This is a genomic window from Paenibacillus sp. 1-18 (assembly GCF_000520755.1).
Taxonomy (GTDB): domain Bacteria; phylum Bacillota; class Bacilli; order Paenibacillales; family Paenibacillaceae; genus Paenibacillus; species Paenibacillus brasilensis.
In genome coordinates this window covers 14,358-35,384 of the sequence record NZ_ASSB01000195.1, presented here as the reverse complement: position 1 = coordinate 35,384, position 21,027 = coordinate 14,358, and the positions used below count along the sequence as shown (strand labels likewise).

General features: G+C 47.5%; 22 protein-coding genes and 1 pseudogene. 2 read left to right on the top strand and 21 right to left on the bottom strand.

Annotated elements, in window-relative coordinates; translation table 11 throughout:
• Positions 1–150: 150 nt before the first annotated feature.
• The 5 genes from L693_RS0111775 to murI form a co-directional block, all read right to left on the bottom strand.
• Complete coding sequence (locus L693_RS0111775) at positions 151–693, bottom strand: tetratricopeptide repeat protein (RefSeq protein ID WP_442950176.1); 543 nt, start codon at positions 691–693, stop codon at positions 151–153.
• 92 nt (positions 694–785) lie between these two features.
• A complete protein-coding gene (locus L693_RS0111770) occupies positions 786–1,766 on the bottom strand; it encodes a S8 family peptidase (protein WP_025717407.1) in 981 nt (326 codons plus the stop codon).
• A gap of 222 nt (positions 1,767–1,988) precedes the next feature.
• Complete coding sequence (locus tag L693_RS0111765) at positions 1,989–2,972, bottom strand: MATE family efflux transporter (protein WP_025717406.1); 984 nt, start codon at positions 2,970–2,972, stop codon at positions 1,989–1,991.
• Positions 2,969–3,649: an aminoglycoside phosphotransferase family protein gene (locus L693_RS0111760; RefSeq protein ID WP_025717405.1), complete on the bottom strand. Its 681-nt coding sequence runs from the start codon at positions 3,647–3,649 to the stop codon at positions 2,969–2,971. The genes L693_RS0111765 and L693_RS0111760 overlap by 4 nt, the downstream gene beginning before the upstream one ends.
• 87 nt (positions 3,650–3,736) lie before the next feature.
• A complete protein-coding gene (murI, locus tag L693_RS0111755; protein WP_025717404.1) occupies positions 3,737–4,540 on the bottom strand; it encodes a glutamate racemase in 804 nt (267 codons plus the stop codon).
• Positions 4,541–4,824: 284 nt separating this feature from the next.
• Between murI and L693_RS0111750 the strand changes: the two genes are divergently transcribed.
• Positions 4,825–5,451 carry an FMN-dependent NADH-azoreductase gene (locus L693_RS0111750; protein WP_025717403.1) on the top strand — a complete coding sequence of 209 codons (627 nt, stop codon included), beginning with the start codon at positions 4,825–4,827 and terminating at the stop codon, positions 5,449–5,451.
• A 124-nt stretch (positions 5,452–5,575) separates the two neighbouring features.
• Here the strand turns inward: L693_RS0111750 and L693_RS0111745 are convergent.
• From L693_RS0111745 to L693_RS31960, 13 genes and pseudogenes are all read right to left on the bottom strand, one after another.
• A pseudogene (locus L693_RS0111745) lies at positions 5,576–6,154 on the bottom strand (NAD(P)H-dependent oxidoreductase).
• A gap of 230 nt (positions 6,155–6,384) precedes the next feature.
• Positions 6,385–6,687, bottom strand: a complete 303-nt coding sequence (locus L693_RS0111740; protein ID WP_025717402.1) for an ArsR/SmtB family transcription factor — start codon at positions 6,685–6,687, stop codon at positions 6,385–6,387.
• A gap of 68 nt (positions 6,688–6,755) precedes the next feature.
• Positions 6,756–7,262 (bottom strand): hypothetical protein, encoded by a 507-nt coding sequence (locus L693_RS0111735; RefSeq protein WP_025717401.1) that lies wholly within the window; start codon positions 7,260–7,262, stop codon positions 6,756–6,758.
• A 174-nt stretch (positions 7,263–7,436) separates the two neighbouring features.
• Positions 7,437–7,592 (bottom strand): hypothetical protein, encoded by a 156-nt coding sequence (locus L693_RS30595; protein ID WP_197029898.1) that lies wholly within the window; start codon positions 7,590–7,592, stop codon positions 7,437–7,439.
• Positions 7,593–7,874: 282 nt separating this feature from the next.
• Complete coding sequence (locus tag L693_RS0111725) at positions 7,875–8,345, bottom strand: nucleoside deaminase (protein ID WP_025717400.1); 471 nt, start codon at positions 8,343–8,345, stop codon at positions 7,875–7,877.
• 85 nt (positions 8,346–8,430) lie between these two features.
• Positions 8,431–9,849 (bottom strand): NAD(P)-binding domain-containing protein, encoded by a 1,419-nt coding sequence (locus L693_RS0111720; protein WP_025717399.1) that lies wholly within the window; start codon positions 9,847–9,849, stop codon positions 8,431–8,433.
• Positions 9,850–9,933: 84 nt separating this feature from the next.
• Positions 9,934–11,178, bottom strand: coding sequence for a pyridoxal-phosphate-dependent aminotransferase family protein (locus L693_RS0111715; protein WP_025717398.1), 1,245 nt, complete (start codon positions 11,176–11,178; stop codon positions 9,934–9,936).
• Entirely contained in the window at positions 11,162–12,463 is a 1,302-nt protein-coding gene (allC, locus tag L693_RS0111710; RefSeq protein ID WP_049825139.1) for an allantoate deiminase, read from the bottom strand. Before allC ends, L693_RS0111715 begins: the two co-directional genes overlap by 17 nt.
• Positions 12,460–13,851: an allantoinase gene (locus L693_RS0111705; RefSeq protein WP_025717396.1), complete on the bottom strand. Its 1,392-nt coding sequence runs from the start codon at positions 13,849–13,851 to the stop codon at positions 12,460–12,462. The genes allC and L693_RS0111705 overlap by 4 nt, the downstream gene beginning before the upstream one ends.
• Before the next feature lie 48 nt (positions 13,852–13,899).
• Positions 13,900–14,760, bottom strand: coding sequence for a 2-oxo-4-hydroxy-4-carboxy-5-ureidoimidazoline decarboxylase (gene uraD / locus L693_RS32120; protein ID WP_025717395.1), 861 nt, complete (start codon positions 14,758–14,760; stop codon positions 13,900–13,902).
• A gap of 76 nt (positions 14,761–14,836) precedes the next feature.
• Entirely contained in the window at positions 14,837–15,886 is a 1,050-nt protein-coding gene (locus L693_RS0111695) for an aromatic ring-hydroxylating dioxygenase subunit alpha (protein ID WP_049825138.1), read from the bottom strand.
• A 27-nt stretch (positions 15,887–15,913) separates the two neighbouring features.
• Complete coding sequence (locus L693_RS0111690) at positions 15,914–16,927, bottom strand: aromatic ring-hydroxylating dioxygenase subunit alpha (RefSeq protein WP_025717393.1); 1,014 nt, start codon at positions 16,925–16,927, stop codon at positions 15,914–15,916.
• Between the two features lie 52 nt (positions 16,928–16,979).
• Entirely contained in the window at positions 16,980–17,102 is a 123-nt protein-coding gene (locus L693_RS31960) for a hypothetical protein (RefSeq protein ID WP_269320843.1), read from the bottom strand.
• Between the two features lie 366 nt (positions 17,103–17,468).
• Between L693_RS31960 and L693_RS29200 the strand changes: the two genes are divergently transcribed.
• Complete coding sequence (locus tag L693_RS29200) at positions 17,469–17,630, top strand: MerR family DNA-binding transcriptional regulator (protein ID WP_081752136.1); 162 nt, start codon at positions 17,469–17,471, stop codon at positions 17,628–17,630.
• A 383-nt stretch (positions 17,631–18,013) separates the two neighbouring features.
• Here L693_RS29200 and L693_RS0111675 read toward each other — a convergent pair whose 3' ends face one another.
• The 3 genes from L693_RS0111675 to L693_RS0111665 form a co-directional block, all read right to left on the bottom strand.
• A complete protein-coding gene (locus L693_RS0111675) occupies positions 18,014–19,099 on the bottom strand; it encodes a lactonase family protein (RefSeq protein WP_025717392.1) in 1,086 nt (361 codons plus the stop codon).
• A 68-nt stretch (positions 19,100–19,167) separates the two neighbouring features.
• Positions 19,168–19,614 (bottom strand): OsmC family protein, encoded by a 447-nt coding sequence (locus L693_RS0111670; RefSeq protein ID WP_025717391.1) that lies wholly within the window; start codon positions 19,612–19,614, stop codon positions 19,168–19,170.
• A gap of 54 nt (positions 19,615–19,668) precedes the next feature.
• Positions 19,669–20,880, bottom strand: coding sequence for an MFS transporter (locus L693_RS0111665; protein ID WP_025717390.1), 1,212 nt, complete (start codon positions 20,878–20,880; stop codon positions 19,669–19,671).
• Positions 20,881–21,027: the final 147 nt, after the last annotated feature.

Sequence of the window (21,027 nt, the reverse complement as noted above, 5' to 3'; positions counted from 1 at the left end):
GACTTATCAAGGCTCCTATAGGTAGACACTAAAAGATCACAGTCAGGGAGAGAAGCTTGCGGCTTTCCGACTGTGATCTTTTTTTTGTACATATATATACACGATACTACTTTGCCCTCACTCGGCTGTTTGCTCCTAACTCGGACTCCCTTATGCCTCGATCTGGTCCAGCTTATCTGCATAATATTGAATTGCGCGGGAGTATCCTTGTGTTGATAAGTCGGAGGTCGTTTCAGCCAGCTCCATGAGCAGTCCCTCCATGGCTTTTCCGTATTCACCCAGATTATATAACACCATCGCATAAAATACCCGAAACGGCCTGTAATCTGGAAATTCGGCCACTCCGGTTTCCAACCAAGCTTTCGCTTTGGCGTACTCTCCCAGTACACGATATGTACTGCCTAACCCCAGAATAGCTCCTTTCCTTGATTCTGCGGACAACGTCAACCCTAGACTTTTTTCATAAAAAGAGACCGCTTCCCTCTCCAGACCTAAAGCATCATGCGTCCAAGCTGTCTGATACCATAGCTCTGCAGCATTTGGCTCCTGTTCCAGTGCCTTCAATAGAAGCTCACGCGCTTCCTCTGCCTGTCCTGTACGTTTTAGCTCGCTGGCTTTTGCAATAATATGATCCTTGCTGAACCTCCACCTCTTTTTTTCGTCTATATCCTTGAGGTACATGTTACCTGACATTTGAATACAATGTAAACGAAGGCTTTCAAAGAACTGAAGTACAAAAAACGACTCTCCATTTAGGAGAGCCGCTATAAATCCGTTGTTACGGCTTATTTAACCTTAAACGATCCTGCACTCAGTATTCCTGCTACACGCTGTGCACCGAAAATACGGGAAAGCTCCTCCACGGCTGTCAGGTACAATAGACCGTTGCCTTCCAGCTTAGGGGAATTGCCGAGTGGAATCGTGCGTTTGATGAGCTGTGCGTACAGCTCCGGTTCGGTGAGATTACGCTCAAAGCTCGCATTTGCCAGCTGCTTAATCAATGCCAAAGCACCTGCTACGTGCGGGGTAGCCATCGAGGTTCCGCTAAAGGTCGCATATTTGCCGCCCGGAACGGTGGACAATATACCCTCACCTGGTGCAACCAAATCCACCTCATTATTAGAGTTGCTGAATTCCGAGGCATGTCTGTCAAAGTTTACTGCGCCTACGCTGATCACTTCATTGTAGCAGCCGGGATAGCCAAGCTCGTCCGTTCTATCGTCACCGTCTCCCTCATTTCCAGCTGCACAGATGACCAGAATTTGGCTGGCCACTGCCTTTTGCACCGCTTCATGCAGCTCAGGCACATCCTCAGGTCCGCCAAGCGACATCGAGATGATATCTGCCTTTTGCTCAATCGCATAATAGATGCCTTGAATAATCCAGTCATATTGGCCTGAGCCCTGCTTGTTCAGCACTTTGATAATGAGCAGATCCGCCTCAGGGGCGACACCCACGACACCATGCTCATTTTCCGCTGCTGCGATGGTTCCTGCCACATGCGTACCGTGACCGTTGTAATCCTTGAAGATCTCCGGATCACCTTCATCATCATCCGTGAAATTCCGGCCGCCAATAATGCGATCCTTCAAATCAGGATGGTCCGAATCACAGCCCGTGTCCAGCACTGCCACCTTTACTCCTTGGCCTCGAGTCTGGTTCCATACCGCAGGAGCCTGAATCAGCTCTACACCCCGCGGTATTTCATTCACTTGTTGCTCCTGCTTGATCACTTGGTAAGGAATGATATGCACTTTACGTTCCATCCTATTCCCTCCTCCATGGATACAATCGGAAACCATCCGTCTATGAAACTTTGAAGCCCTCTACGAAGTGTATCGTTCGAGGTTACTATATTATAGCAATTTTTGAAAAGTTTGGACATCCCCATTTTGCTTATTTTTGTAAAAAACAGACATCCCCCACCATTTTACTGGAGAATGTCTGTTGTAGACTATCTTTTATAGGATGCCTTTCTGGAATTTCCGTCAGCCTGACACCGATTCCGCCTGAAGTTCAGCCTTAGATAACAGCGATTTGTACTGCCATTTCCGACCTTTCCAGCGTAAATAATGAAAAATACCTCGTACCCATTCATCGCAGGCATGGGCAATCCATACCCCCAGCACGCCATATCCCATATGAATGCCCAGTACATATGCCAGCGGGATTTTAATCCCCCACATTGAGATCATGGCCATCATTAACGGGAACTGAACATCTCCCGCTGCCCGCAAGGAGTTAATGACCACGTGATTGAACACACGCCCCCGCTCCAGCAATATACAGAACAGCAAAATCGCTGCCCCCAATTGGATGATTGCTGGCTCATCCGTAAAAATCGCCATCACTTCATATCGGAAAAAGGAAACGGCTACGATTACGGCAACCGTAATAACCAAAGACCATTTCAGGCTTCGCAAAAGTTGATGATACGCCTTTTCCTTGTCTCCTGCTCCAATCAGACGGGCAACAATAATTTCCGTCCCTTCGCCTACCGCCATTCCGAATACCATAAAAAAGTATACAATCGTATTCGTATAAAAATGAGTGGCAATCGCCGTTGTACCCATAAAGCTGACAAATCGGGTCACCATCATTTGACTAAGCTGATAGGACAACCATTCCAACCCTGCCGGGATACCGATCTTCAGGATCGCCACCAGCTTGCTCCATTGAAGCTGTACATAATACCGGAGGCGAATCGGCGCACTTACACGTTTGTACAGCAGTGTAAAAATCCAGACGCATGCTACAACGCGGCTAACTACCGTTGAAATGGCCGCTCCCGCCACTCCCATTTGCGGCAGACCTAACCAACCGTAAATGAGCAGTGCATTCCCCACAACGTGTAAAATATTCATACCAATGCCCACGATCATCGTATCCTTGGTATAACCATGCGAGCGAATCACTGGACCAGCGGTTAGCATGAGCGCTTCCAGAAACAGCGAGCCACCTGCCAGCATCATATAAATCTCGGCATTTTCCTTAATCGTTGGAGTAATATGGTAAAAGGAAAGGAGAAAATCGCGACCACTGGATCAGGATCAATAATACCCGTCAACGTACCATTTTCAGCAAACACAAAATTATGTACTCCGAGGTCGCCATGAAGCAAATACTTCATATTCCTTGGCGGCATTCCGGCCACTAGTGCTTGAACAAAACGATGATCCTCTTGGGGTAAAACGTCCTGTATGATTTCTTCGGACTCCTTCGTTCTGTACAGCAGAAAATCTCTCCATTTCATAAACGGATGATCTGGATAGCCGTAATGGCGTTCCGCTTCAAGCGGCTTGTAATGTGCAATGACCTCGGTCGCCAGACTGAGCAGCAAATCAGCTTTATTTGTTTTACGATATTGCCCGGCGAATCCTGGCTTGAACGTATATACCAGATAACGATGCAACGAATCTACATAAACCAAACGCGATAGCTTCTCAATCTGTGCATAGGTATGTAAAAATTCCGCTTCGGCTTCTATCATTGCGGGATCATTTTGCTTGATTACATATCGCGGATGGGTTCCATCCATGACAGCTACTACCTCGCTCGAGGTTCCGCCGGTCAGCGGTTTGAGCTTTTGAACATGGCTTTCAAGCACGCCTGCTTCATAAAGCTCATTCAGGATCAGTTGAATGTCCATATAAAACCTCCCTCATGTCTGATCCATAATGCGGCTGGCGCTTTGGAATGTTCATCTAACCCACCTGTTCGCCAGCCGTTCTTCCCTTTAAAAATATATCTTTTCATGCTCCGCATAGATTTCAAGCGCGCGTTCCATCTTATGCACGTAGGCTTCATCCTGACTGGAACATAGAAATGTAACGTGCCCCTCCTGGGGTTGACCCGCTTTTACCGGAGTTGCCAGCAAATTACGCTCGGACAGCACCTGTTTCAATCGTCTAACTGTTCCCTGACTCCCATCAATTAGCTGGATGTGAGCTGGCAGTAGTTCCTTCAGAATTTCCTTATAAAATGGATAATGCGTGCAGCCCAAAACGACCGTCCCATATATATCCAGGTTAAACGAAGACAGCTTACGGTTAAAATATTCGAACAATTCTGTCCGATCAAAGTTTAACTGCTCACAATATTGCACAAGCTCCGGCAAAGGTAGGGAGTCCACACTTCCATGATCGTCAACTCTCGATACCAGCGCTGCATAACCGGATTGCTTTAATGTCAGCGGTGTGGCTAAAACCAATACTCTTTTTCCATTCGCTCGATTCATCTCTACCGCAGGCTTCACTGCCGGCTCCATGCCAATAATCGGGATAGCATATTCTTTCCTCAGTTCCGCAGCCGCGATACTCGTCGCGGTATTGCAAGCAATGACCAAGGCCTTAACATCCTCTTTCAGGATCGTTTGTACTGAAGCTTTGACATATCCAAGTACCTCTTGCGGTGTTTTCGTCCCGTATGGAACATGAAGGGTATCTGCCATGTATACAAAGTTCTCATTCGGCAGCCTTCTTAACGCCTCGGATAATACCGTAATTCCGCCTAATCCTGAATCAAAAAAACCAATTTTCAAGCTGCTCACCTTTTTCGTTCAACTGTTGTGTCCCATCTTGCAGACAACCGTAACTTCATTTTATGACTATTAAATCCTGCTCTTCACTGCTCATATTTAAATTTTACCGCAAAACTGATAATTTGCAAAAGAAACACATGAATTTTACAGTGTGAAAAATAAAGTAGCTTATAAAAATAAATTTAATATAAAAGCGTTGACAGATATTATCTTTATATTGTAATATTGCGAGGTAACTTACTAACTTAACTTACTTATTCAATTTACTTAGGGGGAAATATTTCATGTCTAAAGTATTGTTTGTTAAAGCTAATGATCGTACAGCTGAAGAATCTGCAACTGTTAAATTGTATAATGCCTTCGTGGAAAGCTACAAATCTTCCCACCCATCTGATGAAATCACTGAGCTGGACCTGTTCTCCGTCGAGCTTCCTTATTTGAACGCCAACATGATTAACGGTACATTCAAATCCGCTAGAGGCATGGAACTGAACGCTGAAGAAGCTCGCCTGGCCAGCATTGCTAATGGCTACCTGGATCAATTCCTGGCAGCAGACAAAGTTGTATTTGCTTTCCCGCTCTGGAACATGACAATTCCAGCAGTTCTGCATACGTACATTGACTACCTGAACCAAGCTGGTAAAACATTCAAATACACTGCTGAGGGTCCAGTTGGTCTCGTAACTGAAACCAAAGTTGCCCTGTTGAATGCAAGAGGCGGCGTATATTCCGAAGGACCAGCTGCTGCTGCTGAAATGTCTTTGAACTATATGAGCAACATCTTATCCTTCTTTGGTGTAAAAGACATCGTGAAGGTTGTACTGGAAGGACATAACCAGGCTCCGGATCAAGCACAAGAGATCGTTGCATCTGCTGTACAACGTGCAACAGAAGCAGCAAAATCATTCTAATACCATATATATGATCAAAAGAGGATATCCGCACCCTATTGGGGCTGGATATCCTCTTTTTTTGTTATAACGTATGAAAAACACGTGACCATCCTGCGCGAGGGATGATATCGAACCCCGCTATTTATTTGTTGTTACTGTTATAGCATCTCTCTACATAGTTGGCGTAATCTGTGGCATACTTCTCGAGCTGTTCATCGCTCACTTCGCGAATGCCACTCACAACAAAGTGCGGGCGATAGATCATTCCGGTGTAATTAGCGGTCTGCTGGAACGGGCGTAGCAACTCGCTGTACGAGTAATTATGAAGGCCTCCGGCTTGGTACATGCTTTGAGCGCCTCCCGTAGAGATGGCGATGAGGAGCTCCTTGCCTTTCAGCTTATCGCCTCCTTTGCCGTGAGCAAAACCGAGCTAGAATACTTCATCCAGCCATTTTTTCAGCAAAGCGGGTGAGTTGTACCAGAACAGTGGAAATTGAAGCACAACACGGTCGTGGGTCATCAATAGCGCCTGCTCATGCGCAACGTCGATCTTTTCGTCCGGGTAAGTCTCGTACAGTTGATGAACAGTGACATTGCCTCTTCGTTCAAGCTCTACTGTCAATCGTTTGTTAATGCGGGAAGCCTCCAAATCCGGATGCGCAACGATAACGAGTGTTTTAACACTGCCGGACGGGTTGGAATGGTTGGAATGGTTAGACATATGGAACGCTCCTTTTTTAGGGTAAATTTTAGGCAGTCTCTAAGATCCCTGCTTCATATAACCTGTTAACTCCGTTAGCATTAAAAAAATGTCACCACCATCATTGATACAATTCGAGATATGTCGATTTGTTGTGTAAAATAAAAGATATAAATTTACAAATCACGAATTGTCGATTTATTTTTTTATATAAAAACTGAATTCAAATGGTTTGAATCCAGTTTTTATGACTAGAGGTCTTGCTGAATGTAGGAAGCAATTTGTTTTATAGCGTCTTCGTCTCTTCTGTAATATGTCCATTTTCCTATTCGAGTCGCTTGTATAAGTCCCGCCCGCTGGAGGACAGACAAATATTGAGATGTTGTGGATTGGGTCATATTCAGTTTTGCTGTAATCTGACTAACACATACCCCAATCTCGATAAGATCGACCCCTTCCTGAGAACCAAAATGGGCTTTAGGGTCTTTTAACCACTCTAAGATTTGAAGACGTGCTTCATTAGACAGTGCTTTAAATACTTCAATTGGGTCCATGGGTTTCATATAATCATTATATCGACGTTTCACAATATGTCAACTCATTGTTATGCAATACCTTTTATTTAAGGAATAAACTGCTGCACGATCTTAACGATCCTGCCGTCACGCAGCGTCACATGGTACGGAAACTGGCTAAGGTCCAGTACATCTTTTTTGCCGAAATCCTGTTCAAACTTTTTCAGCGGAATCACTTCGTTCCATTTCACGTCTGTGTCTTCCATACGACCGGTATGATCATAAATTTGTACCTCTACCGAAGCATCCGGCGCAACCTGATATACATCATTTTGAACGGAATTGTTTACGATGTAGTAGCCATCTGGTGCTCCGTCCAATCCTGTATTTCCTTCATGCTCCAAAAATGCCTTGTCCGCTGCCTTGCCTTCATACCATTCAATCGGATCTGCCGACAAATAGATTTGTCCGTTACGCATTTCCATTTGGTTTATATATACGGTCTCCTGATTTTCAGCAGGTGTTACGGGCGTGTAGCCTTGTGCTGTTGCTCCCGCCGCCATCAGCATCATCATTAAAGCCAATACTGTCCATTTCGAAGCTAGTCTCATCATGTCTGATCTCTCCTTACCGTCTGGGTATGTATACGGTGTCTGTAAGCTTCATTACCCTTATACATGTATCATAAACGTTGTACGGTCAAAAAGTGTATCAGAACCATAAAAAAGAAGTTACGATTTTTTAAGACTTGGTCTTAAAACTTGATGACATATCCTGCCTACTTCTCGTCATCTTATCAAACCGACGTGACGTGCTTGTTCCTCGGTGAGAATAAACTCCTCATTTCCCCACACCTCGTCCTCTTTGGTTACACCAAACATTCCCATAATCTCTGTCCAGATTCCTTTGTCGGCGGCTTCCTTTTGCGTAATGATAATCTTCATGTGAATCCCTCCTCGTGTAAAATATGTGCAATCCGCAAGCTTGTCCTGAATTTGCCTAATCATTGTTCTGTTTATAGCATATGTACCCTTTTTCAGCCGAGATTATTCGTATCTTAATTAGAAGAACATACAGAAAAACATGCTAACGAAGTGTTCATACGATTATGCACCATTAAAAGCCACCATCGAACTTCAATCAATGGTAGCAATAATGTTGACTTATGATTTAAAGGATACTAATTACTTAGTAAGCATTTTGCAGCATGACAGTACATGACAGTATTAATATTCTATTTTTTGAACTGATGTGCTCCATGTTTCAAAAGGCAGCTTGCTTTTGGGCGGGTATATTTGACTCATAATTATTGAACGATCTTCCATAGGCAAAGCAATTTGTTCATATATAAATTGGTCGTCAAATCCTATGATTGCTGCTTCTTCTTTTGTACATGCATAGTAGACTGCATCCGGTCTTGCCCAATAAATGGCCCCAATACACATTGGGCATGGTTCACAGCTTGTATAGATCACACAACCATTTAATTGAAAATCATTTAAATGCTTACACGCTTCTCGTATAGCCTGTACTTCTGCATGTGCTGTAGGATCGCAGGACGAGGTAACTTCATTAACTCCACTTCCGATAATTTTTCCATCCTTAACTACAATGGCACCGAATGGGCCACCATGACCAGAAACAACATTTTGCTGGGCTAACTGGATTGCTCGATTCATTAAGTTTTCGTTACCCACGGGATCATCCTCCTGCTATTCATTTCAAGGTCATTCATCCAATAAAAACGATAGTATCAGCCGTGTGTGAGTTTTAACCCTTGGTTCATGCCTTTTTCGGCCACTCGCCAACAAATTCAGCCTTATCATAGGCAAAGAAGTCTTTCAGAATCTCTTCGCGATCATCGAGGAAGAGCTGATCTGCCACTGCCGACGCGAGCTTGGGTATAGCAAATCTCATGCCAGAAATCGCAGAAGCCGAGAGCCCGCAACTGACCAAAGCAGCATAGTTAAAAGCAAAAAGTCCGTTCAGCAGTTTTGGGTCCTTGTCATCGCGGCTCAAGAAAGCAAAGCCCGGACTCAAATAAGGATGTGCATCAAGCAAAGGATTAGCTACCGCTTTCGGGGCCTTATAGCGGTCTTCCCAGCGCGCAATGTGGCTTTCGACAAGACTCAACTCCGGTCGCAAAGCCGGATCGGAGAGGAGACCTGTGCTGATAACGAGAAAATCGAAGGTGAATTTGCCTTGAGGCACAGTCACTGTCGCCCCTTCGTCCGCAGCCTCCACATCAAGCCATGGCGCACCCAAATGCAATTGGAAACCGGGCCATGAAACCGCGCGCTCAAAGGTGTCATTGGTCGGCGGCTGACTGTGCTTGAAAAAATGGGCGATCACCGCATATTTCTCGGCATCCGACAGCGTAGCAAACCGTTCAATCATGCCGGACAATTCCATTTGACGGATCGGGTTGATCCTAGGCAGTTCCTTTCGGCGGACAAAAATATGGACCTCAGCCACTTCTTCGGCTAGTGCGAAATTGGCATTATCAAAGGCCGAAGCCCCACCGCCCAATATAGCGATTCTCTTGCCTTTCAGCGAATCAAAATCAATGGTTTCCGAGGTGTGGGCATATAGGTGGTGCGGCAGTTTATTAGCAATCACGGGCGGAACATACCATTCTCCACCGCCCTGAATACCGGTGGCCAACACAACCTTGCGTGCCAGCAATTGAGCAGATGGTGCTCTCGCCCCTTCGATATGCAGGCGGTGAATCCCGCCCTCCACGGGCTCAATCAGCTTCAGCCTGACCTCATTAACGACAGGCAGATCAAGGACCTTTCGATACCAGCGCAAGTAATTCATCCAGTCGCCCCGCGGAATCTTGACCACCTCTTCCCAGCCTTTCTGCCCGGCTCGTGCCTCCCACCAGGAGCGAAAAGTCAGCGAAGGAATTCCCAGGTCGATGGAGGTCAAATACTTGGGTGTTCTCAACGTCACCATGCGGGCATAGGTTTCCCACGGTCCTTCGGAGCCTTCCTTGTTTTCGTCGATAACGAGAATGTTGGAAACACGTTCTCGCAAAAGGCCGAAGGCTGCGCCCAAGCCGCATTGTCCGCCGCCGACGATCACAACGTCATAGACATGCCCCTCAGGATGGCTCAGTGGGCGAACCCAGTTAGGTCCCCTGAAGTTGAGATACGAAAGATCGGTTATTACTCGTTCATTTAAAGCCTCTAGGCTCATGATTGCTCATTCCTTTCAGCGGTCGGTAAGACGAAAGAGAGAGCGATCGGGCTGACGACCATGGCTTTGGTTCCGATTTCCGGTTTATTCATACGTATTCGCCTTTCTGCGATAAACGTCCAATGCGGCCTGTGAAGCAGCTCCAATATGAACGGGGACGCGATGACGGAGCAATGCGGCCTCAAGCGCTCCAAGCAAGTGCAGCACATTTTTTTTATTACAGCTATATCCCATAGTGCCGATCCGCCATATTTTCCCTTTGAGAGCCCCGAACGAGCTGGCGATTTCAATGCCGAATTCGTGAAGAAGCATCGCACGAACAGATTCGCCGTCAACGCCGTCCGGTATATTTACGCACGTAACCATCGGCATCTTGCAGTCAGGATCGCCGAACAGCGTTAATCCCATCGCACGAATTCCAGCCACCAATGCCGCTTCATGCTCGAGATGGCGGGCAAAACGCTGCTCCAACCCTTCTTCCAATACGAGACGTAAGCCTTCCCGCAGGGCGTACAGCATCGAAGTCGCTTCGGTATGATGGTTTAATCGGACTGGACTCCAATAGTCCTGAAGCTGACTTAAATCCAGATAATTACTTTGAATTCCTTTACCGCTCCAACCGGTTTCCGTCTGGGGATCGCGAAGCCCACGTTCGATTCGTTTTCGCTTCAATATTTTCGCTGCTGCCCGCTCATTATAGGTAACAGGTGCCATGCCTGCCGGAACGGAAAGACATTTTTGTGTTCCTCCGATCACGGCATCCAGCATCCACTCATCCGTCGCAACCTTCGTTCCACCGACCGTCGCAACCGCATCGACGACGAGAAGAACATCCAACTCCCGGCAAGCTTTCCCTATTTCCTTCAGCGGCTGCATACGTCCTGTCGATGTCTCGCCGTGGACGATCGCCACAATATCCGGACGCTCTTGACGGATCCTTTTCACCACTTGCTCCGGATCAAAGACTTGCCCCCATTCCTGCTCCATGGTAGAGATCTCGGCTCCGCAGCGTTCCGCAATTTCTACCAACAAATGGCCGAATCTGCCGTAGATCGGAACCAATACACGGTCTCCCGGTTCAATTAAGCTCGTCAGCACAGCTTCGATACCGGAACGAGATGTACCGTCAACCGAAAATGCCCAGTGATTGTTCGTTTGGAACAACACCCTGATCATGTCCATCGTTTCATTCATGATGTCGGTAAATTCTGGATCAAACTGCCCCAAAATCGAAAACGACATCGCCCGCAATACACGTGGATCCACCTCCACCGGTCCGGGGGTCATGATTGTACGAGGGGACGGTGACAGATCACGATACGTTTTCAAAGCGCTCCCCCCTGTCATAGGCCAATACATACAAGAAATCGGTTAGGACGGAAACACCAGTAGCAAGCTCATTCGTGGACGTGTATTCATCGGGAGAGTGGCTGATGCCGCCGCGGCTAGGAACAAATACGAGTGCGGTTGGACAGACGGACTGCATCACTTGCGTATCGTGACCGGCACCGCTGAACATGCTGAGAAAGCTCAAATTTCTGTGCATACAAATATGTTCCACCATTCGAGTCAGTTCTACGTCCATCATGACCGGCTCTGCGTTCATCCATTGGCTGAGGGCCAGCATAAGCCCCCGTCTGGCTGCAACTTCTTCGAAGCTTATTTTCATGGCTTGACAAAAAGCGGATAATGCCACAGAATCCGAATGCCGCACATCAAGTGTAAACGTGACTTTGCCGGGAACCACGTTAGATAGACCAGGGATCACTTCCAAGCTTCCTACGGTCGCTACCATCGGGGAGCCGTAGCTTTGCGCCAGCCCTTCGAGCAACTGAACCATTTCGGATACGCCCGCAAGCGCATCTCGCCGCAAGGCCATCGGCGTCGTTCCCGCATGATTAGCTTCGCCTGTGACCTCGCACGTAAACCGCTTTTGTCCGACGATGCCTTTGACCACCCCAATCCCCTTCTCTTCCCGTTCAAGAACCTTTCCCTGCTCGATATGAAGCTCGATAAACGCTTGGATATCGTCCCGTTTTGCAGCGCGCCCCGCCTTGGAACCAAATCCTGCCGACATCATCGCTTCCCTTAAACTAACGCCTCCGGAGTCGCATATTTCCGGTACTTGATCGACCGAATAACGTCCTGAAACATTACCAGAACCCCAGTATGTTAACGGAAAGCGGCTTCCTTCTTCTTCACAGAACGAGACGATCTCAAGGTTGCATTTCGGCCTTCCGTATCGTTCCAATAAAAACTGAAGAGCTGCTAACCCTGCGGCAATGCCGAAAGCCCCGTCATATTTGCCTCCATTTACGACGGTATCTATATGGGAGCCTGTCAGAATCGTTCCCCGATTCGGTTCCGTTCCTTCAATTCGTCCATAAAGGTTCCCCACTTCATCAAAGTAAACCTTAAGCCCGGCTTGCTTCATCCTGTCGTTTAGAGCCGTTTGCGCTTGTTTCCAGGAATTCGAGTATAGAAACCGGGTAATACCTCCCCCGCCGTCTGCACCATATTCGGATAACCAATGCAATGTTTCTTCGATAGAAGCAGCTAATCGGTTGATATCCGGCAGCTCTTGCGGCAAGCGTGGTATGACATTGCTCATCATCTATCCCCCCCTTTACGCTTGAATGGATGCAGCAGCATTCCCTTTCTCGACAGCGAAACTCCTTCGCCTAACCTATATACCACTTCACCACGGCATAAAGTGGCAGTTACCCGGCAGTTCAATTGCCTGCCAACATAAGGACTATGCTTATGACGGTAATACAAATCATTCGCGGTCAAGGTATACGGACTGTTCAAGTTGAAAATCGTCAAATCTGCGTCCATTCCTACTTGAATCGTGCCTTTGCGGGGAAAGAGACCAAAACGGCGGGCCGGATTTTCAGACAGCAGCCGAGATAAGAAGGGTAAAGGAATCTTTCGTTTCAGGTGTCCTTCATCCAGAATCAGTTCCATCGAGCTCTGTGCTCCGGAAATGCCTCCCCAAGCTTGAAACCAGTCGTCGTATCGCTTTAACTCGTTCGGACACGGTGAATGATCCGAAGCGATCATGTCTATCTTCCCGGCAGCAATTGCCTTCCACATCTCTTCCCGTTCCGCTTCGGACCGGAGCGGCGGGGCACATTTCGAAACGGTTCCGAGGGATCCCATATCATCACAGGTCAGCATCAAGTAATGCGGACAAGTTTCCAACGTAACATTCATGCCTGTGCGTTTTGCCTGATCAATCAGCTCTACGGCTTGAGGATTGCTAATATGCACAAAATGCAGCGCGCAACCTGTCTGCTTCGCATAAAACAGTGCACGATGGACGGCTTCCAATTCCGCAAGTACCGGCCGGGATGCCGCATAATCGCGAAACCCGGTTTTGCCGGTATGCTGCGCTTTAGCGCCAAGCCCCGCTACCAGCGGCTCACTTTCTGCATGAAGGGCAAGAATGCCGCCAATTGCAGCAATTCGCTGCATCCCCTCATATAAGGTAACATCATCGACTCCCCGGAAAATGTCCTCTCCTTCTCCTCCCGGGTGGGACATAAAGGCTTTGAATCCGGCAACTCCTGCCTCCGCCAAAGCTTCCAGTGATTTCAGATTTCCTGGTACAAGTCCTCCCCAGAACGCGTAATCAACGTACGACTGACCATAGGCCAAAGCCGATTTTTGATTTAATGCGCTTAGTGAAGTTGTAGGCGGCCGGCCATTTAGAGGCATGTCAATGTAGGCAGTGCATCCGCCTGCAGCGAGCGATGCCGATCCACTGACAAAACCTTCCCAAACACCTAATGCCGGCTCGTTGAAATGAACATGAACATCTATCATTCCAGGCAGTACAAACTGTCCGCTTGCATCAATGACTTTGCATTCCTGCGATGGCTCCAGCAATTGCTGGAGTACGTGGATTTTTCCATTTTTAATTCCGATATCGAGAACATATACTCCATCTGGTAAAACGACTTGACCTCCACGTATGACAACCTCCAGACACTCCGTCATAATCCATGCACCCACTTAACAAAAAATCCAGTATTTTGTTTCAATTAATCAGCTTCCCCGGTACGTGCTGTAGCCGCCAGGAGCTACAAGCAGCGGAACATGATAATGGCTGCCCGCATCACTCACACCGAAACGAATCGGAATGCACTCCAGAAAAGGGGGCTCTTTCCCGGCCAAGCCCTTCTCCCGAAAATAATCGGCAACGTAAAAAAACAGCTCATACTGCCCCTCCTTCAACTCGCCGCCTGACAGCAGAGGCGCATCCAGGCGTCCGTCCTCATCAGTTACGACAGAACGCAGCAGCCTCCGTCCCTCCTCACCGCCGATTTCCCACAGCTCGAGCTTCATTCCGGACGCCGGTGTGCCGCAGGACACATCTAGCACATGGGTAGTTAATTTTCCGTTGTTAGAGCTCGTAATCAAGTCGCTTAATCGAAATTGGGCAATCTTGAATACTTCCTTCAAGGCCAGGATTCTCTCTTCATCCCATTCGTCACCAAGCCGTTTGCCCAAGGCGGCATAAATCGAATCTTTATTCAGGCCGCGTACGGCTATAATGAAAGGAAATCCGAATTTATCCTTGTAGGCCTGATTGCCGGCCCTAAATTGTTCATAATCCTCGGGAGAAAGCTCATCCAGGCCAGCGCCCCGCTGCTCATTAACGGAGACCTCCGTCATTTTCAGCTTGCCAGCAAGATCAGGGTGAGCGCAGAGCAGGGCAAGTTGTTCATCAAGCGCAGATTGCTCCACCACTTCTTCCAATTTACTGGACAATTGCCCAAAAGAAGCAAAAGGACGGGATATCCATGCGCGTTCCGCCACCCAAGGCGAGTGCTCGAACACCCATCCCAGCGCATCGACAAACTGCTCTCTATTCATTCGATTAATAGAATCCAAGGATAATTTCATTCTGCTCCCCTTCATATGCTTTTGCAGTTGTTATTTTTGCCAATGTGACGGATTTTCCAATTTTCGAGAATTTCCTTTAGGCTGTATAGGACCTGCCGAGCCCCATTTCGCTAAGAAGCTGCCGATAAGCGATGGAGGTGCGATCTGCCGGAATATGGACCTCTGCTTGCAAATCGAGTGGCAAATCCTCTGGAGTCTGCGCTTCTACCATCTCTCGGTCTTCCTGAAACACTTGTAAATTGAACTTGATGGTATCTTCAACGGATGCATCTTTATCAAAATTTCGTGAAATCGGACAAAATAACCGGGTGTAGCGGGCCGATACCGGGCAGGCACAGTTCAGGATCATTAGCTTGCCGCCGTTCGGAAAGTAGACCGTAAGCGAAGCCGCGAACGGAGGAAATACGCGAAATTCGCGAAGCCATTTGAAGCCTACCGGGACCAGATTGTCCTGACCTTTGCCGTAATTGCTAACCGTGCTCCAATATTCGGCAAGCAAGCCGCTGCCTTCGCGCTTGACGGTGTACTGAGGCACAAACGGGTTATCACGGTCTCCGAAGGTATCGGTATGCACAAAGGCGAAGTGCGATACATCCAGGAAGCCTTCCATCTGGCGCCCTGCCGAGCCTACAATGTCGAAGCTCGGCGGCAGCACGTTCAGGTAATCCGGGTCATCCCATCCCGGAAACTCGGGAATTTGCACGTCGCTGGACGCAAGAGATGTCCAGATCAGACCGTATCGCTCTACTACGGGATATGTGATTAATTTCAGCTTAGGCGAAATTTTGGCGTCGGGATGCGCCGGAACTGATGTGCATTTGCCTTCGCAGTTGTAACGAAGTCCGTGATATGGGCAAACAATTTCTCCGTTTTCAACCCAGCCCTTGCTAAGGGGAGCACCTCGGTGGAAGCAAAGATCACGGGCGACAACCACCTTGCCGTTGCTATGGTAGCATACGAGCTTCACATCAAGCAGCTTTACGCCAACAGGTTTATCCGTGATTTCGCTTGCCTGCGCCACCGGGTACCAATATTGTGCCAACACCTGCCAATCCTCCGGAGTGAACGTGCAATCCCGCGGAAGTTGAACCTCAGAATGGTTATTTTTAGCTTTAGGTACCACCATGGCACTCTCCTTACCCGTATATTGATTTTATGGTCTAGTGTCCTTTGAAGAGACAACCGAAACGTCGCTGCCGTAGGTCACACCCAGCTCTTTCAGCCACCCCCGGTAAGCAATGCTGACCCGGTCCGCCTTCAAATGAAGCTCCTCCTGTAAGTCGAGAGGAAGTTCCTCCGGCTTCTGGCTTTCTACAATTCCCGCGTCCTGCTCCATCACCCGCTTCTGAAAATCCCGAAAATATTCGTCAGACTGGTCTAATGCATAATTTCTAGAAATAAGTGCAAAAACAGTTGTTTTTCTCTCTTCGTGGGGAAGCGCCGTAAATAACATGGATAGAATCTGGTTGTTTTCATAGTTCACTTTTTTGAGTCTTGCCGTCATAGGCCGCAAAATTTCAAACGTATAGTAAATCGTTGCGTAATTTCCCGAGCCATCCGCATCGGCGTAAATGGCGATTTCGTCGGAAACGTAGCGGTTTTCATGCCAATAAACGCTGTAATGTGGTATTTCAGGAAAATCAGAGTCGCCCAATAGTCTGTCGTGAACGAAAGCCAAATGACTTGCATCCAGAAAATTTTCAACAACTCTCGGCGCAGTTGCATGCAGGATATACGGCTCCGCATGTACGGTTTGAAAAGTTGAATCCTCATATTCCTCATAAAAGGGGACCGGAGCTTCGTTCACGGAACCAGCATCAAGTTTCACCCAGATGATGCCGTATTGCTCCGTGCAGGAATAAACCACTGCTTTAGCTTTAGGCGGAATGGTTTGTCCTGCTGGCTGCTGAGGGATTTTGACGCATTTTCCTTCTGCATCATACTTCCAGCCGTGGTAAGGACAAACGATACAATCATCTGCCACTTTGCCCAGCGACAAGGCCGCCCCCCGGTGTATGCATAAATCTTTAAATGCCTGAACTCCGTCCCGGGTTCGGAAAAAGACGACCCTCTCTTCCAAAATCGTAACAGGTACCGGTTCGCTTCCGATATCCTGAGAATAAATTGCTGCTATCCAATCTTTTGCCAATATGTGATCTTTCATCACAGTCACCTTCTCCTTTTAAAATCTGGAGCGTTGCTCGTTCGTAAGCATCATTTCAACTAGATAGCTCCAGCGAATTAATGCAGCGTTTCTGCTCCATCTGCTCCGGAATATCACCTGGGGACAAATTGATAAACTCCGCGCAAAGTGTCAGCACTACAGATTTTTTCAGGTTCATTGATGTCCGCTCTTCATATGTCAGTTTTAATTACATTTAATTCGTTTATTTTTCTCATTATAAGACTTATCTAGAAAATGTGTCAATATAATTAACATTAAAAAGGACAACAAGCAGAAATTATGACCCTTCCTCCCTTAAATTTGACATACTTAGGTCGGAAACATTACATTTCACCGCTCATACATACTAATTGCAGAAGAAGATAAACCTGCTTTATGAGCAAGCTCTTCCAGAACAAATCCCGCCCCTAATTTGATGTCACTTTATTTAACACAAAATTATAAATTATAGATTTTTTTCTATGTTTCAATTAAAATCATGTCAGATAATATACATTAATCAACTGAAATAAGATACGTGCCAATGAGTAAAGAGAAGCTGAGTATAAGCGAGATGGCAAAACTTCGTGGAATATCCGTGGACACACTGAGGTATTATGACAAGATTGATTTGTTCAAGCCTTCACAGGTCGCGCTTCAAGCTGGATTACAGGAAATCGGATATCATCCTGCGAAAACTCCCTGAAAGACGTTACATCCCTTTCCCGGCTGTTTTGAATATAATGGATTCAGAATCGTTATCCTATGTTTTTTTGTAGCTTGAACAAATGGTAAATGAAACAATTCCGGTTCTGGCCAGCAACCGGATGAGGCATTACATTGAACCCTTTTTTTTCGAGGGTATTCAGAATTCAACCGAAGCAATCCCTTCCGGTACGTATGTGTGCTCTTATTACACCGGGCTCAATCATGTGAATTGTATGGGATGTCTTGAAAAACTGCTTATGTATTGCAAAACAATCGGCCTGCTATGAAATCCAGATTCTTGTTGAACAGATGGTGTGATTCCCACAACAGGACTTGCAGAAAATCAAGGAAAAGGGACTCACATAAGTGAGACCCGGATTGCTATACGGAAAAGTAAAAAGGCTGTACGCATACCGGCTTGGATACGGTTACTTGTTGTCCGGTGTAGGTTAAGCGGCCGCTCGCCTTGTCCACTTTGAATGTAACAATGTTGTTGGTGTCACGGTTTGCCACCAGCAGGTGATCACCGTTTGGAGTCAAAGCAAAATGGCGCGGATGCTCGCCTTCGGCAGATACATGCTCCACCAGGCTCAGCTTGCCAGTTGCACCGTCAACAGCGTACACCACGATGCTGTCGTGACCGCGGTTAGAGCCGTATAGATAAGCACCATCCTGCGAAATCGCAATTTCAGCGGTTGTGTTTTCGCCAGTAAAATCAGACGGCAACGTCGGTTCGCTCTCAAGCTCAGTGAGCTTGCCAGCTTCTGCATCATATGCAAAAGAAGTAACGGAAGAATCCACTTCGTTAATAACAAAAGCGAACTTACCGTTCGGATGGAATGTCAAATGGCGTGGACCTGCACCTGCATGGATTTTCGTTTCACCATGAAGCACCAGCTGGTCTTTGCTATCATCAATAGTATAGATACGGATCAGATCCAGACCAAGGTCTTGTACGAACAGGAATCGACCGTCAGGACTAAAGAAGCTGGAGTGAGGATGTGGACGATCCTGACGCTCAGGATGCGCTCCCTTGCCTTCATGTTGCTTAACATCCAGCAGCTCACCGATACGTCCATCCTCAGTCAGAGACACCAATCCCACCATACCTCCGTGGTAGCTGACTACAATAAGGTAACGGTCGGATGGATCACGCTGAATGTGGCAGGTTGTTGAGCCCACGTTTTCCGCGCGATTCAGCAATGTAAATGTTCCTTTGACCGGGTCAATTTCAAAAGCAGCAGCTTCGCCAACCTTTGCTCCATCAGCAGAAGTGGTCTCACCAATGGAATACAGCTTCCGATTTTTGGCATCCACATTCAGGAATGTAGGGTTTTTCAAGCCGGAGAACTCATCCTGTAATGTAAGGGCTCCTGTCTCTTCATTAAAAGTGTACGAATACACTCCGTTACCTTCCAGTTCGGCGTAAGAGCCTGCGAATACGAGCAATTTTTGTTGTGCTGTAATGGTTGTCTCCTCCTTGAATTAGAAAATAATGGGCAATTGGAATGATTGCTCCTGGTTCAAATATCGCTTTAAGAGGCGCGTTCCACGACAGGCTCTGTAGACAAAGCTACGTTTCCCGCGACGGCACGCGAGATCATGCAGGATGTTTCTGCCTGCTCTGCCAGCCGTAATGCTTGTTCGATTTGCGATTCTGACGCATCGGCGGTCAATTGAACCCGCGGGCGATGCACAATCCGACGATATGTAAAAATATTGTTCGTAACATCGACAATCCCTTCGGATTCCAATCCCAGTGATGCCACCGGAAGACTGGCACGCTCCATCATTGCTGCCAACGTAATCAAGTAGCAGGTAGCGGCAGCACCGAGCAGCATTTCATCCGGATTGGTACCCACACCGGGACCACCCATCTCAGCCGGAATCGAAATTGCAGTCCGCAGCTGTCCGGCTTCAATACGTCCGTCGCTGTTGCGCCCCCCGTTCCAGTCTGCCTTGAGCAGAAAGGTATGCTCCATTTCAGGTCACTTCTCTCTCTTGTATTATGAATCTTTACCCAGGTGAATGTAAAGTTAGTCGATCTCCTGATTTTTGGTTTCAGTCCCCAGCAACCCTACAGCGACTGCTCCAATCAGGATAGCAACGAAGAAAATCGCAAAAATAGCGGGTAATCCAATGCCCTGCCCTACCAGTATACCGACCACCAATGGCCCGATTACGCCTCCAATACGGCCAAACGCAGCCGCCATACCCACACCGGTAGAACGAACGGATGTTGGATACAATTCCGGCGTATAAGCATACATCGCACCCCACGCACCGAGATTGAAAAAGGACAAGCAAATCCCAGCGGCCAATAGCATTCCAGCCGTTTCCGAGGTTCCGAACCAAATGGCGGACAACGCCGTCAGCAGTAAGTAAATGATGAGGACGAGTTTGCGGCCCAGCTTTTCAATCAGATACGCAGCGGTAAAGTAACCTGGTAATTGTGCAAGTGTCATGATCAGGACGTACTCAAAGCTTTTAACCAGCTCAAACCCTTTCATAAACATCATGCTCGGCAGCCACAGGAACATGCCGTAATATGAAAACACAACCGTAAACCATAAAATCCATAGCATTAACGTAGACTTGCGATTTGCCGCCGACCAAATAGAAGCCAACCGTTCACGCAGTGGGAGCTTGACGCTCTGCTGCTTATAACGCGGTGAATCCTCAACAGCCCTGCGCAAATAAAGAGCGTACAGCGCAGGTATTGCGCCGAGAATAAAGGCCATCTGCCAACCATACTTTGGAATCACAAAATAGGCAATAAGAGCCGAAAGAATCCAGCCTGCCGCCCAAAAGCTTTCCAGCAGTACGACTGCTCTTCCTCGCTCCTTCACAGGTACAGATTCCGACACCAGTGTCGAAGCTACAGGCAATTCTCCGCCCAAGCCTGCGCCTGCAATAAAACGCAGCACCAGCAGCATTCCAAGACCCGTTGCAAAAGCAGACAAGCCGCTGGCAATGGAAAAAATCAGCAGCGTCCACACTAATATGGCGCGCCTGCCGTAGCGATCAGCTAAAATCCCAGCCAACGCGGCCCCAAACACCATTCCTATTGAATTCATCGAGGTCACCAGACCAATTTGCTCTGATCCCAGATGCCACTCCTTGGCCAGTGCTGCGACTATAAATGAAAGCAGCCCCACATCCATGGCATCAAAAAGCCAACTGAGCCCCGCGCTAAACAGCAGCTTCCTCTTCTTAGCTGGTGGTAATGATGAAGTTAATTCACTCATGATTCGCTCTCCCTTAAATGCATCGTATACAGCCGTATATTCAGATGTCTTGTCACCTGTAGCCTGGCATCTATTGTACCGCAAGCTTCCTTAATCTGCGAGTATTTTTAACGCAGAAAAAAACGGAAGATTGCCTACGGCAATTCT

Coding starts and splice junctions, on each gene's coding strand:
- L693_RS0111775 (WP_442950176.1), bottom strand. CDS start 693: ATGTCAGGTAACATGTACCTCAAGGATATAGACGAAAAAAAGAGGTGG.
- L693_RS0111770 (WP_025717407.1), bottom strand. CDS start 1,766: ATGGAACGTAAAGTGCATATCATTCCTTACCAAGTGATCAAGCAGGAG.
- L693_RS0111765 (WP_025717406.1), bottom strand. CDS start 2,972: ATGATGCTGGCAGGTGGCTCGCTGTTTCTGGAAGCGCTCATGCTAACC.
- L693_RS0111760 (WP_025717405.1), bottom strand. CDS start 3,649: ATGGACATTCAACTGATCCTGAATGAGCTTTATGAAGCAGGCGTGCTT.
- L693_RS0111750 (WP_025717403.1), top strand. CDS start 4,825: ATGTCTAAAGTATTGTTTGTTAAAGCTAATGATCGTACAGCTGAAGAA.
- L693_RS0111740 (WP_025717402.1), bottom strand. CDS start 6,687: ATGGACCCAATTGAAGTATTTAAAGCACTGTCTAATGAAGCACGTCTT.
- L693_RS0111735 (WP_025717401.1), bottom strand. CDS start 7,262: ATGATGAGACTAGCTTCGAAATGGACAGTATTGGCTTTAATGATGATG.
- L693_RS30595 (WP_197029898.1), bottom strand. CDS start 7,592: ATGAAGATTATCATTACGCAAAAGGAAGCCGCCGACAAAGGAATCTGG.
- L693_RS0111720 (WP_025717399.1), bottom strand. CDS start 9,849: ATGAGCCTAGAGGCTTTAAATGAACGAGTAATAACCGATCTTTCGTAT.
- allC (WP_049825139.1), bottom strand. CDS start 12,463: ATGATGAGCAATGTCATACCACGCTTGCCGCAAGAGCTGCCGGATATC.
- L693_RS0111705 (WP_025717396.1), bottom strand. CDS start 13,851: ATGACGGAGTGTCTGGAGGTTGTCATACGTGGAGGTCAAGTCGTTTTA.
- uraD (WP_025717395.1), bottom strand. CDS start 14,760: ATGAAATTATCCTTGGATTCTATTAATCGAATGAATAGAGAGCAGTTT.
- L693_RS0111695 (WP_049825138.1), bottom strand. CDS start 15,886: ATGGTGGTACCTAAAGCTAAAAATAACCATTCTGAGGTTCAACTTCCG.
- L693_RS31960 (WP_269320843.1), bottom strand. CDS start 17,102: ATGAACCTGAAAAAATCTGTAGTGCTGACACTTTGCGCGGAGTTTATC.
- L693_RS29200 (WP_081752136.1), top strand. CDS start 17,469: ATGAGTAAAGAGAAGCTGAGTATAAGCGAGATGGCAAAACTTCGTGGA.
- L693_RS0111670 (WP_025717391.1), bottom strand. CDS start 19,614: ATGGAGCATACCTTTCTGCTCAAGGCAGACTGGAACGGGGGGCGCAAC.
- L693_RS0111665 (WP_025717390.1), bottom strand. CDS start 20,880: ATGAGTGAATTAACTTCATCATTACCACCAGCTAAGAAGAGGAAGCTG.